Raw genomic sequence first — 11879 nt, 5'->3', positions numbered from 1 at the left:
TAAAAGCGGGCGCCCCAGCGCGTTCGGGCGCCAGTGTAACCAGCAATATCGGTCGGTCGACCAGCCCCTCCAGTTCATCGAGCAGCACCATGGATGGATCGGTCATGGCCTGGGCCGGGTGACAACCGGCAAAACCGGGCTCGGGGTTGAGAAATGGGCCTTCGAGATGATAGCCGGGCACCATGGCGGCGCCCAGCCTGCTGCCGGCAACCGCCGCGTCCAACGCCCGAAACCGCTCTTTTAGCGCGTCAGCCTCAGCGGTTATCAGCGTGGGCAGGCACTGGGTCACACCCGACAGGCGCATGGCGGCCAGCGCCTCATCGAGGCGCGATGGTGTAATGTCGGGATCATTGAAATCGACCCCCGCATAGCCGTTGACCTGCAGGTCGAACAGACCCGGGCTGGTTCTCATTTTGACCGGCGCAAACGACTTGCCGACGCCGGATCGAGATGCAGCGTCGTGTTCTGGTGGCGCTGCAAGATCGAGGCCGGGAACAGATTGGAAATACCGCCCTCCGCAGCGTTGCGGACGGCCTCGGCCTTGCGGGCGTCGGGCACCGAGACAATGATCTGGCGCGATTTCATGATCTGGCGGATGCTCATCGATATGGCGCGAGCGGGCACGGCATCAACGCTCTTGAACCAGCCCTCGCCCATTTGCTGGCGTCGGCAGGCGTCATCCAGTGCCACGACAATATAGGGATCATCAACATCGAAATTGGCGGGCGGATCGTTAAACGCCAGATGGCAGTTTTCGCCGATCCCGGCAAAACACACATCGATTGTCTCAACCCCAATTCGGGCGTTCAGGCGCGCCAGTTCTCCTTCGAGGTCAGCGGCATCGCCTTCCACCATCACAATTTCGCCAAGGGCCGGCAACCGATCAACAAAACGCTCCTGAAGATAGCGCCTGAAACTTGCCGGGTGGTCCGTGGACAGGCCGACATATTCGTCGAGATGAAAGGCCGTTACCCGGCTCCAGTCGAGGTCGGCCTGCACCAGTCTTTCGAGCGTGGCAAACTGGCTGGCACCGGTCGCCACGATGATGGCGCAGGCCCCAGTGGCTGCAATCGCTGCCGAGATTGCATCGGCGCCCTGCGTTGCCGCTGCGGCGCCGAGTTCGGCACTATCGCCATGTGCTACAATGTCCATTCCGGCTCCGATGCGATTTTTGCACAGTCTGGCACGAAGGCGGTGATCGGCGAAAGCGGCAAAACCGGCAATTCACATGCCGATGCAACGCCTTGGCGGCCGGCCCGAACGCCCTATTGCTTGCGAAGGTTTTGCCGCCATTGTTCCAAGAATATTCGACGCTTGTGCTTGTCGAGGCCCGCCAGCAGCACCGGTGACAGGGCAATCGGGCGCAGGCTCGATGGCCCGCCACCGGGCAGGTCGAGGTCAGCGCCATCGCTGGCGCCGATCTTGGCAATCAGGCGCGAACCGGCCAGCGCCGCCTGCCCGTCATTGGCGAGCATAAAATCGATGAAAGCGCCTGCCATACCTGCATGTTCAGCGCCTTTGGGGATCAGCGCGGCACGCGACAGCATCAAGGTATAATCGGTCGGCGCTCGTACCCCGATACGCGGATCGTGTTTGGCGCGGTCGAGCGCATAGGAGCCCAGGACATTATAGGCGATCAGATAGCGACCATCTGCGACCGCGTCGATCAGCTCGGCCGAACAGCAGGTCGCGACTGCCCCCGAACGCCCAAAGGCCTCCAGCAGCCGTCCAAAGGTATTGGCCTGCTGGGAATCGACAAAGGCGAACAGATAACCCAGTCCCGAGGCTTCAATATCATAGGTGGCGACCCGACCCTCAAAGCGGGAATCGTCGGGGCGCAGCAGATCGATCAGGTCAAACCGGGATTGGGGTACCTCCTCGGGCGACACCAGTTGGGTATTGTAGATCAATACAGCCGGTTCCTGGGTGACGCCAAAAATTTCGTTTCGCCAGTTTCGCGCCGCTGGCAGCGCGTCGGTTTGGGGCGAATGGTGGGCGGTGGCACAACCATTATTGACCAGTTGCACCTGCAGATCGACCGCCGAACTGATGACCAGATCGGCGCTGTCACTGCCGCTTGCGCAATTGTCGGCCGAGAGCGAGGCGAGGTCGTTGGACCCCCATTGCTCGTAAAAAATACGCAAATCGGGCGTCGTGGCCAGAAAGGCGTCAATGACCGGCTTGAAAATGTCGATGTCGGTGGTGCTGCGTACCAGCAATGTCCGGCTCGCGGTTTCACGACCAAAAATGGCGGTATCTTCCTGGGCGCGCGCCGCGCTCGACCAACCGACAAGTGCAACCAAAAGCCAGAACAGGCGCATCATTGGGCATCCCCTGACTTGGTGGCCAGCATTTGAATGGCAATCTCAAATCCCTTGCCGGGGGCGGTGTGAACCAGCAGGTCGGCACCATGGGCATCGGCGACGGCACGGGCAATCGAAAGCCCGATTCCAGTGCCATTGGTGCGGTGCTGGTCCTTGGCCCGGAAACGTTGGCTGAATTGGCGGGCCTCGTCGGCGCTCATGCCGGGGCCTTCATCGCGGACCGCCAGTCTGGCCTGATCCCCATCGCGGGAAACCACAATTTTGACGGCGCCCTTGCCGTGACGGGTAGCGTTGCTGATCAGGTTCTTTGCCGCTTCTTCGAGCGATAATGCATCCCCCTTCACCCACACCGGTGACTGGGGTAGCGCCAGACGCATCTGTCCGGTTTCGAACAGATTGCCATCGTCAAACACCTCAGTGGCCGTCATGGCGACTTTTCGAAGGTCAATGACTTCGTGCATGGCGGTATCGGCGCGGTGGATCACCAGCGCCCGGTTGAGCATCTGGTCGGTCAGACGGCTGAGGCCGACCGAGCGGGCATGAATACGCCGAACGATTTCCGACTGTTTTTTAGGGTCGGTCTCTTCTGCTGCAAAGATCTGCCTGGGCACGCAGCGCGGCGATGGGCGTGCGCAATTGATGGGCGGAATCCGAAATCAGGTTCTGCATGCCGTATATTTGTCGGTTGAGCCGCACCATGAAGCGATTGATGGCGCTGGCAATGGCGTGAAGTTCCCTGGGTACCGCCACATCGATTGGTGTCAGGTCCTTGGGATCGCGCTCGAGCAAATCATTGCCGATTCGCCGTAGCGGGTGCAGCGCCGAGCGGATGGAGAAGGCGGCAAGCGCCACCATGCCAAGTCCGGCGGCCCCCAACAAACCCCATGCGTTGCGGGCGATATCCCAGGCCAGTGCCTCGCGGGCAATGGTTGTGTGTCCCACAATCGTGGTCACCGTGCCGCTAAACCCACGATCGGCAAAATGCCGGCGGACCGCGACGTAACGGGCGGGCGCGCCGGTAAACCGCCCGTCAAAGAAACTGATATCATCATGTGCCTGGGGCACGGGCACGGCGTCATAGCCGGTCAATGTATCGCCCTTGGGGCCGATGACGCGATAGGCGATGCGGTCCCGCCGGGCCAGCGCCAACAGCCCGAGCGCTGTGGTTGGCAGATCGACCAGCGGTTCACCATCAACGATGGAAATCGACGCGGAAATCTGTGTCGCGGCGCCCACCAGCAGGCGGTCGAAGGCATCGCGTGCGGCCTGTTGACCATAGCCGAGGGCGGCAATCGTAACCACAATCCCACCCGTCAGCAGGATGAGCCCGATGGCTATGAACAGGCGCGCGGCCAGCGACAGTGGCTGGCGCGTTGTGCGTGTCAAAATGCCGGTGGCCCTATTCATGGGCAACCAATTGATAGCCCAGGCCGCGCAGGGTGGTGATGGCGACCCGGCCGCCCTCAAGTTTCTTGCGCAGGCGGGCAATGTAGATTTCAACGGCGTTCATGCCGACATCGGTTTCATCAAAGGAGAACATGCGCTCGAAAATCTGTTCCTTGGAAATGACACGGCCGCGACTGGCCAGCAGCGCCTCGAGCAGACTGAACTCGCGCCGGGTCAGGGTGAGCGCCGCGCCAGAAAGGCTGGCGGTTTGCCCAGCCAGATCAACGCTTAGATCGGCGTAATTGATCACCGACCCTGCATCCGGATCGCGCAGGGCGCGACGGGCCAGGGCGCGCACCCGCGCTTCAAGTTCGCGCAGATCGAAGGGTTTTACCAGATAGTCGTCGGCACCCCGATCGAGCGCTGCAACCCGATCATCGACCTCGAGCCGCGCGGTCAGCATCAATATCGGCGTGGCGTTACCCTCACGACGCTGATCGGCCAAGAGGCTCAAACCGTCGCCATCGGGCAGGTTGATATCGAGAATGATCACATCATAGCGCTGCACCGCCAGCAGATCGTCGGCTTCCAGCCGGGTCTGGGCATGATCGACCGCATCGCCGCGCCGACCGAAACTGGTGACAACGGCGTCGGCGACATCATGAGTGTCCTCAACGAGCAGTATGCGAATAGGTGACGCCCTCCCATGCGTGGGCGTATTTGATCCCAGGTGCGATTGGCTTTGCAAGCGAAATGGACCGGGCCAAACGACAGGTTGGTGACAGGTTCGGCTGCTAGTGATCTTGGCAGGCCTGCAAGACCGGAACGGCGGCGGGCATAAACTATTGGAGGATCCAATGAGCATTGTTTCCGTGGCGAAAGTCACATTGATCGCGGCTGCGCTAAGCGTGGCCAGCCTTGCGACGGGCGCTATGGCGTTCGAGCCGGACGGCGCCGAATGCATCGCACCGGCTGACGCGGGTGGTGGCTGGGATTTCACCTGCCGCCAGGTAGGCAAGGTATTGCAGGATGAGGGGCTCATTCCCTCAACCATGCAGGTTACCAACATGTCGGGCGGCGGTGGCGGCGTGGCCTTTGCTGAAGTGGTCAACAAGCGCGGCGACGACAGCAACCTGATTGTTGCCGCATCGACCGCAACCGCGACGCGTCTGGCGCAAGGGGCCTATCCGGGCAACAATATGGACGAGGTACGCTGGCTGGCAACAATCGGCGCTGATTATGGCGTGATCGCCGTGGCCGCCGATTCCGACATTTCGACGCTGCCTGAGCCTGCTTGACCAGATCAAGACCGACCCGACTTCGATATCGGTTGCCGGTGGCTCCGCTGTTGGCGGTTGGGATCACCTCAAGGTCCTGATGGCAGCCCAGGCCTATGGAATCGATGATGTTCGCAGCGTCAAATATATCGCCTTTGATGGTGGCGGCGAGGCGGTGACCCAGCTATTGGCCGGTTCGGTGCAGGCCTTTACCGGCGACATTTCCGAAGCCAAGGGGTTTGTCGATTCGGGCGATATCAAGGTGATCGCGGTATTGTCGCCTGAGCGTTTGCCCGGCGCGTTTGATGTGTTCCCCACTGCTCGGGAGCAGGGCGTTGACGTCATCGGTGCCAACTGGCGCGGCTTTTATGCCCCCAAGGGCATGAGCGACGAGGCCTATGATTACTGGACCACCCAAATCGGTACGATGTACGATTCCGAGGAGTGGAAGACGGTGATGGCCAATAATGGCCTCGCCCCACTTGACCTGCGCGGCAAGGATTTTGAGGAATTCGTTGCCAAATCGGTGGCCAATATCACCGATATTTCCAAGCAGATCGGCATCATCCAATAAGCTAGTCACCGGCGGTCAGAAATGGCCGCCGGTTTTTGCTCAGGATCGAGGAGAGGGCAATGAGCGATCGAATCTTTGGCAGCATAGGTCTTGCGCTGGCCATTTTCTTTATCTGGCAGGCGACGCTTATCCAGGAAAGCTTCATCCAGGATGCGGTTGGGCCCAAGACCTTTCCGATCATCATCGGCACGGTCATGGGTCTGGCGAGCCTATATTTCGTGCTCAAACCCGATCCCGATCCGGTCTGGCCCAATGCCGCAGGGCTCATTGAAATCGGTCTGGCGGCGCTGGTGATGTTTGCCTATGCGCAGGCGCTACCCGAGTTCGGATTTGGCATATCGACTGCCATTGCCGCCGCCTATCTGGCTTGGCGGCTGGAGTCCCCGCCAGTGCAGGCGATCATAGCGGGGGTGCTGATTTCGGGCGGTCTTTATCTGATTTTCAGAGTCATTCTGGGGCTTTCACTGGCCCGTGGCCCCTTGGGCTTTTAGGCAGAGGATCGGAAGATGGACGTACTAGTCTCACTGTTCGATGGCTTTGCCATTGCGCTGACCTGGCAAAATCTGCTGCTGGCACTGATCGGCTGCTTTTTGGGCACGGTCATGGGCGCTTTGCCCGGCCTTGGCCCCTCAAACGGCGTTGCCATTCTTATTCCACTGGCCTTTACCATGGGCCTTGGGCCGACCCCGGCAATGATCCTGCTGACATCGGTCTATTACGGCGCCATGTATGGGGGGCGCATTTCCTCGATCCTGCTCAATATTCCGGGCGATGAACCGGCTCTGATGACAACGCTCGACGGGCACCCGATGGCGCTGCAGGGTCGCGCCGGTGAGGCGTTGGCGCTTTCGGGCATTGCCTCGTTCGTTGGCGCGTTTTTCGCCACCTGCGGTCTCGTGCTGCTGGCGCCCCTGCTGGTCAAGGTCGCGTTGCTGTTTGGACCGGCTGAATATTTCGCGCTGTTCACTCTGGCCTTTGCGACGCTGGGCGGCATTGCCTCGACCAATCAGGCCAAAGCCGCGTTTGCAGCGGCCTTGGGTATCGGCATCGCCATGATTGGCGTTGATGGGCAAACCGGTGTGCCGCGCTTCACCTTTGGCGAAGTGCATCTTTATGACGGAATCGATTTTCTCGTCGCCATTGTGGGCATGTTTGCCTTGTCCGAGGTGTTTATTTTCCTCGAACATCGCGCCGTGCATGGGGCGAAACCCGCCGAAAAAATGAAAATCGGCAAGATCGTGCCCTCCTGGAGCCTGATCAAATATTGCACGCCGACAATGATCCGTTCGACAGTCCTGGGTTTTCTGGCCGGCGTGTTGCCGGGCGCCGGCGCGTCGCTTGGTTCGTTCATTGCCTATTCGGTTGAAAAGCGGCTGGTCGACAAGGAAGGCACATTTGGCAAGGGCGATCCGCGCGGTGTGGCAGCGCCTGAGGCAGGCAACAATGCCGCTGCGGGCGGGGCGCTGGTGCCGATGCTGGCGCTGGGCGTTCCCGGTTCGGGAACCACCGCTGTGCTGTTGGCAGTGCTGCTGGCGCTGAACATCACGCCGGGGCCATTGCTGTTCCAGAACAATCCCGATGTTGTCTGGGGCCTGATTGCGGCGCTGTTCATCGGCAATCTGATGTTGCTGGCGATGAATATCCCCATGGTCGGCCTGTTTGTGCGCGTTCTCCTGGTGCCGCCGCGCTTTTTGATGCCCATCGTCGCCATGGTTTCGTTTGTCGGGATTTATGGCATATCGGGGTCCAGTTTTGATCTGATGGTCATGGTCGGTTTCGGCATTCTGGGGTGGCTTTTGCGCAAGCTGGACATTCCCATGGTGCCGGTCATCCTCGGGGTATTGCTCGGGGCTGCCATGGAAAAGAACCTGCGACGGGCGCTGACCATTTCCGATGGTGACTGGTTTGCGCTGGTGGCCTCGCCATTGTCGATCGCCCTGTGGGCAATTGCGATCTTCGGGTTCATCCTGCCCATCGTTCTGGGGCCAACCATCCGCAAGCGCATGCAAATGCGCAAGGATGATGCGGGTGCCGCCGTGGACTAGGGCGTTGGGTCACTCAAGATTTCGGGCGTCAGCGTGTTATCATGCTGGCGCCCGTTTTTTGTCATGCAGCGGCGCGCTTGGCCTGACCGGTCCGTGCCATCAGCCAGCGTTCGAGCGCGGCAAGGCTATCGTAGATCAGCACTGCCAACACACCGACGATCAAGCCGCCCTGCAAGACGAAGGCGGTATTGTTCGAGGTTAGCCCGGCAATGATCACTTCGCCCAGGGTGCGCGCCGCCACGGTCGAACCAATAGTGGCGGTGGCGAGCGAAATCACCGTCGACAGCCGTACGCCCGCCAGAATGACCGGCAGCGCCAGCGGCAGTTCGATCTTGAAAAGACGTTGCGCCCAGGTCATGCCGACGCCTTTGGCCGCTTCGGCAACCGTACCGGGCAGATTGACGAGTCCAGTCAGGGTATTTTCGAAAATCGGCAGCAATCCATAGAGGAACAGGGCCACCAGGGTCGGGGCGGTACCGAAGCCGAGTACTGGGACCGCCAGCGCCAACACGGCAACCGGGGGAAACGTCTGGCCGATATTGGCCAGCGAGCGCGATAGCGGCAGGAACTCGACGCCAAAGGGCCGGGTCACCAAAATGGCGAGACTGACCGCAATCAGGGTCGCAGCGAAGGTGGCGGCAAAAACGATGGCAAGATGGTTGAGCGTCAGGTCGAGCAGACTACCCTGATTATAGATGGCGGGCTGACCGTTCTTGGTCAGCATGCCAAAGAACGGCTCAAACAGGTCCGGCGCGATCAGGAATGTCAGCAGTACCGCAAAGGCGATCAGCCGGACAATGATTCCGGGCCTCATTGCGGTCTCGCGTGGCTGGAAAGCTGGTCGAGTGTGATCTTGCCGATCACCTGCCCTTTCTCGCTCACCGGCAGGGCCGCCCGTCCTGACCAGAGAAGTTCGGCATAGGCGTCGCGCAGGGTGGCGGAGATGTCTATCGGATCGCCCTCGGCGCTGCCCGGTTCGACAAATTTTCCGACGCGGGCCAGCGACAATAATTTGAACGGGCGCTCGCCAGTACCGATCAGTTCGGCAACAAAGGGGGTCGCCGGCTTGGAAATGATCTGTTGAGGGCTGGCAAATTGCAGCAATTTACCCTCGTCCATCACGGCAATCTTGTCGCCCAGATGGATCGCCTCCTCCATGTCATGGGTCACCAGCACGATGGTGGTTTCAAACTGGCGCTGAATGGTCAGCAGATCCTCTTGCGCCTTGGATCGGATTACCGGGTCCAGCGCCCCAAATGGTTCGTCCATCAGCAATATGTTGGGCTTGGCCGCGAGGGCCCGCGCCACGCCGACACGCTGTTGCTGGCCGCCCGACAATTCCCGCGGCAGGCGGTCGCGAAACTGGGCCGGATCGAGTTGAAACAGTTCGAGCAGTTCGGTGACCCGCGCCCGCGTCTTGTCCTTGTCCCAGCCCAGCAGTTTTGGCACCGTGGCAATATTCTGGCCGACAGAGCGGTGCGGAAACAGCCCGTGTCCCTGAATCGCATAACCGATCTTGCGGCGCAATTCATAGGCGTGGGTGTTGCGGGTGTCCTCGCCATCAATGCGGATGGCGCCAGAAGTCGGCTCGACCAGCCGGTTGATCATGCGCAACAATGTCGTCTTGCCGGACCCCGACGTGCCGACCACTGCACAAACGCTACTCGGCTCAATGGTCAGGGTGACATGATCAACAACGACTGTCTGATCATAGGACTTGGTAATGGCGTCGATCTCGATCATTGCGGCTTGCCCGTGCTCGTCATTTCTACAAAGGCGTCCAGCACCACGGCGGCGGCGAAGGCCAGCACAACCGTCGGCACGGCGCCAAGCAACACCAGATCCATGGCGGTCTGGCTGATCCCCTGAAAGATGAATACGCCAAAGCCCCCGCCCCCGATCAGGGCGGCAATGGTGGTCAGGCCGATATTTTGCACCAGCACGATTCGAATGCCGGTCAGGATCACCGGAAAGGCCAGCGGCAGTTCTATCCAGCCCATCCGCTGGGCGCCGGTCATGCCCATGCCCTTGGCTGCATCATTGGCCGCTTCGGGCACGCTTTGCAGGCCCACAATGGTATTGGACACTACCGGCAACAGCGAGTAGGCGAACAGGGCCACCAATGCCGGGGCGACGCCAATGCCCGAAATGCCAATCAATGACGCGCCGGGCACCGTGGCGGCAATCCAGGCCAGCGGCGCGATCAACAGTCCGAACAGGGCAATCGAGGGAATTGTCTGGACGATATTGAGCACATTGAGCAGCGCCGCGCGTAATTTAGGCAGCCGAAAACTGATGATACCGACCGGCACGCCGACGATAGTTGCGATCAGCACCGAGCCAAAGGCCAGCAGCACATGGGTTTGGGCTTCGCTCCAGAATCGATCGGCGCGGGTGGCATATTCCTTGAGGGTGGACACACCATTAAGACTCCCGGTCGCCAGCAAAATGCCGAAGGCCAGCGCCACCAGCGCCAGAATGCCGATGCGCGGCCAGGGTTTTAGGCGCAATCGGGTCAAGGCATCGGCGGCCAACAGGGCGAATGCAAATACCAGCAGCCAAAATCCGGCGCCCGGTGATATGCGGGCAAAATTATCGTCAGGCGGGGTCAGGAAATAGGCGGATCGCCCGACAAGCACAAACAGGGCGATCAGGATGATCAGGCTGGCTGCCAGTTTCAGCCCTGCCCTGAAACGCAACAGGGCGATTACCATGCCAGCCGCCAACAACAATGCAAGCACCAGCGCTTCTGGCGTTGCCAGGGCCTCAAAGATCATCCGGGGCTCGCCCAAAACGATTCGATTGGCGCGGAAAATCATGAAGGGCAGCAGGACGCCGCCCAGCGCAATGACGGCGATCAGAACGCCAAGCTTGTCAAAGCGGGGCAGGATAAATCCTGACTTGGCGGCCGTTTGGGTATCAGACATGCGACCGCCGGTTTTTTCGCTCAGAATTTCCGACACAAACACTATGTGGCGGCGGTAAGGGCCGGCGCGACAACCGGCCCCGGCTGGATTATTTGGCCATACCATTGCTGCTCAGGAAGTCGGCGGCAACAGCGGAGGCGGCTTCGCCACCCACCTGCACGCGGCCGTTGAGATCCTGAAGTGTCGTCAGGTCAAGCTTGGCGAAAACCGGCGCCAGCAAGTCCGCGATCTGCGGATATTCGTTCAGCACGGCCTCCCGGATGATCGGCGCGGGCTGATAGACAGGTTGCACGCCCTTGTCGTCGGTCAAAACGGTCAGCCCCGATGGAGCAATGCCACCGTCGGTGCCATAGACCATGGCGGCGTTGACCCCATTGGTCTGTTGGGCGGCGGCAGCAATGGTTGCCGCCGTGTCGCCACCCGAGAGGGTCACCAACTGGTCAGGATTAAGGGTAAAGCCATAGACTTCCTGAAATTTGGGCAGTGCTGCTGGCGAGTTTACAAATTCAGACGACGCCGCCAACTTGATGTCGCCGCCGCCCGCTACATATTTGCCGAAGTCGGAGAAGGTCTTGATATTATTGGCCTGGGCCACATCGCTGCGCACGGCCACGGCCCAGGTATTGTTGGCAGGGGCTGGCTGGAGCCAGACGATCTTGTTGGCGTCATAGTCGAGTTTCTTGACTTCCTCATAGGCCTTTGCCGCATCGTTCCACAGCGGATCGTCGGCCTTGTCGAAGAAGAAGGCGCCATTGCCGGTATATTCAGGGTAAATGTCGATTTCACCCGCGGTAATGGCGGCACGCACGATCGGGGTCGCGCCAAGCTGGATGCGGTCTTCGACCGGAATGTCGTTGGCCTTGAGCACTTGCAGGATGATATTGCCCAACACGCCGCCTTCGGTGTCAATCTTGGACGACACGACAACTTGCGCACTGGCCGTTGTGATGGTCATGGCCAGGACTGCGGCGGTGCTGAGCATTTTTGTGATGAGGCGCATTGTGGTCTCCATGGCTTTGCCGGTTTGTCACCGGACCGGATCTAGTCTTGCTGATCAGTAGGAAATTTCGGGCCCAAACTACTCCCCATTGGGCTACGCAGAAATTACGGTCTGATGCATAAGCACCCACTGAGAAATTAGTTCAGCATCTTTGGCAAAAAAACCCAAGAAAAATTACGTAGGAATTTTTCGACCGCTTTTTCGGTGGCGGCGTCACGACGGATTTTCGCCAGTTTCTACAAACGACCGAGCTATGCGTTACGCGCATATCAAATGAGCCTAATTGGTGGTGATGGGTGCCGTCAAGGTTAGCAGACTGCTAACATAATGCAGCATCGGCTTGCGC

General features: G+C 60.0%; 13 protein-coding genes. 4 read left to right on the top strand and 9 right to left on the bottom strand.

Annotated elements, in window-relative coordinates; translation table 11 throughout:
- Positions 1-408: 408 nt before the first annotated feature.
- The 5 genes from PSQ19_RS00170 to PSQ19_RS00150 form a co-directional block, all read right to left on the bottom strand.
- Complete coding sequence (locus PSQ19_RS00170; protein ID WP_282219101.1) at positions 409-1152, bottom strand: glucosamine-6-phosphate deaminase; 744 nt, start codon at positions 1150-1152, stop codon at positions 409-411.
- Between the two features lie 113 nt (positions 1153-1265).
- Positions 1266-2324, bottom strand: a complete 1059-nt coding sequence (locus PSQ19_RS00165) for an ABC transporter substrate-binding protein (RefSeq protein WP_282219100.1) — start codon at positions 2322-2324, stop codon at positions 1266-1268.
- The gene (locus tag PSQ19_RS00160; protein ID WP_282219099.1) at positions 2321-2935 is read right to left on the bottom strand and encodes a sensor histidine kinase; all 615 of its coding nucleotides are present in this window, start codon (positions 2933-2935) and stop codon (positions 2321-2323) included. Before PSQ19_RS00160 ends, PSQ19_RS00165 begins: the two co-directional genes overlap by 4 nt.
- Positions 2895-3731 (bottom strand): sensor histidine kinase N-terminal domain-containing protein, encoded by an 837-nt coding sequence (locus PSQ19_RS00155; RefSeq protein WP_282219098.1) that lies wholly within the window; start codon positions 3729-3731, stop codon positions 2895-2897. The genes PSQ19_RS00160 and PSQ19_RS00155 overlap by 41 nt, the downstream gene beginning before the upstream one ends.
- Positions 3724-4401, bottom strand: coding sequence for a response regulator transcription factor (locus tag PSQ19_RS00150; RefSeq protein WP_282220759.1), 678 nt, complete (start codon positions 4399-4401; stop codon positions 3724-3726). The genes PSQ19_RS00155 and PSQ19_RS00150 overlap by 8 nt, the downstream gene beginning before the upstream one ends.
- Positions 4402-4567: 166 nt before the next feature.
- On the opposite strand from PSQ19_RS00150, the gene PSQ19_RS00145 reads away from it, so the two are divergent.
- From PSQ19_RS00145 to PSQ19_RS00130, 4 genes are read left to right on the top strand one after another with little or no spacing between them, the layout of a single operon-like run.
- The gene (locus PSQ19_RS00145) at positions 4568-5008 is read left to right on the top strand and encodes a hypothetical protein (protein WP_282219097.1); all 441 of its coding nucleotides are present in this window, start codon (positions 4568-4570) and stop codon (positions 5006-5008) included.
- Positions 4974-5561, top strand: a complete 588-nt coding sequence (locus PSQ19_RS00140) for a Bug family tripartite tricarboxylate transporter substrate binding protein (protein WP_328517782.1) — start codon at positions 4974-4976, stop codon at positions 5559-5561. Before PSQ19_RS00145 ends, PSQ19_RS00140 begins: the two co-directional genes overlap by 35 nt.
- Before the next feature lie 59 nt (positions 5562-5620).
- On the top strand, positions 5621-6052 hold the full coding sequence (locus PSQ19_RS00135) for a tripartite tricarboxylate transporter TctB family protein (protein ID WP_282219096.1): 432 nt from the start codon (positions 5621-5623) through the stop codon (positions 6050-6052).
- A gap of 15 nt (positions 6053-6067) precedes the next feature.
- Positions 6068-7606 carry a tripartite tricarboxylate transporter permease gene (locus PSQ19_RS00130; protein WP_282219095.1) on the top strand — a complete coding sequence of 513 codons (1539 nt, stop codon included), beginning with the start codon at positions 6068-6070 and terminating at the stop codon, positions 7604-7606.
- 61 nt (positions 7607-7667) lie between these two features.
- On the opposite strand, the gene PSQ19_RS00125 is transcribed toward PSQ19_RS00130, so the two are convergent.
- The 4 genes from PSQ19_RS00125 to osmF form a co-directional block, all read right to left on the bottom strand.
- Positions 7668-8420 carry an ABC transporter permease gene (locus PSQ19_RS00125; RefSeq protein WP_282219094.1) on the bottom strand — a complete coding sequence of 251 codons (753 nt, stop codon included), beginning with the start codon at positions 8418-8420 and terminating at the stop codon, positions 7668-7670.
- On the bottom strand, positions 8417-9349 hold the full coding sequence (locus tag PSQ19_RS00120; protein ID WP_282219093.1) for an ABC transporter ATP-binding protein: 933 nt from the start codon (positions 9347-9349) through the stop codon (positions 8417-8419). The genes PSQ19_RS00125 and PSQ19_RS00120 overlap by 4 nt, the downstream gene beginning before the upstream one ends.
- Positions 9346-10533 carry an ABC transporter permease gene (locus PSQ19_RS00115; protein WP_282219092.1) on the bottom strand — a complete coding sequence of 396 codons (1188 nt, stop codon included), beginning with the start codon at positions 10531-10533 and terminating at the stop codon, positions 9346-9348. The genes PSQ19_RS00120 and PSQ19_RS00115 overlap by 4 nt, the downstream gene beginning before the upstream one ends.
- A gap of 88 nt (positions 10534-10621) precedes the next feature.
- Positions 10622-11533: a glycine betaine ABC transporter substrate-binding protein OsmF gene (gene osmF, locus PSQ19_RS00110; RefSeq protein ID WP_282219091.1), complete on the bottom strand. Its 912-nt coding sequence runs from the start codon at positions 11531-11533 to the stop codon at positions 10622-10624.
- Positions 11534-11879 lie beyond the last annotated feature (346 nt).

The organism is Devosia algicola, assembly GCF_028816455.1.
Taxonomy (GTDB): Bacteria; Pseudomonadota; Alphaproteobacteria; order Rhizobiales; family Devosiaceae; genus Devosia; species Devosia algicola.
This window is presented reverse-complemented; position numbering and strand designations above follow the sequence as displayed.

Bases quoted from the DNA above. Each gene is read 5' to 3' on its own strand.
- PSQ19_RS00170 (WP_282219101.1), bottom strand. From the start codon at position 1,152: ATGGACATTGTAGCACATGGCGATAGTGCCGAACTCGGCGCCGCAGCG.
- PSQ19_RS00165 (WP_282219100.1), bottom strand. From the start codon at position 2,324: ATGATGCGCCTGTTCTGGCTTTTGGTTGCACTTGTCGGTTGGTCGAGC.
- PSQ19_RS00155 (WP_282219098.1), bottom strand. From the start codon at position 3,731: ATGAATAGGGCCACCGGCATTTTGACACGCACAACGCGCCAGCCACTG.
- PSQ19_RS00145 (WP_282219097.1), top strand. From the start codon at position 4,568: ATGAGCATTGTTTCCGTGGCGAAAGTCACATTGATCGCGGCTGCGCTA.
- PSQ19_RS00135 (WP_282219096.1), top strand. From the start codon at position 5,621: ATGAGCGATCGAATCTTTGGCAGCATAGGTCTTGCGCTGGCCATTTTC.
- PSQ19_RS00130 (WP_282219095.1), top strand. From the start codon at position 6,068: ATGGACGTACTAGTCTCACTGTTCGATGGCTTTGCCATTGCGCTGACC.
- PSQ19_RS00125 (WP_282219094.1), bottom strand. From the start codon at position 8,420: ATGAGGCCCGGAATCATTGTCCGGCTGATCGCCTTTGCGGTACTGCTG.
- PSQ19_RS00120 (WP_282219093.1), bottom strand. From the start codon at position 9,349: ATGATCGAGATCGACGCCATTACCAAGTCCTATGATCAGACAGTCGTT.
- PSQ19_RS00115 (WP_282219092.1), bottom strand. From the start codon at position 10,533: ATGTCTGATACCCAAACGGCCGCCAAGTCAGGATTTATCCTGCCCCGC.
- osmF (WP_282219091.1), bottom strand. From the start codon at position 11,533: ATGCGCCTCATCACAAAAATGCTCAGCACCGCCGCAGTCCTGGCCATG.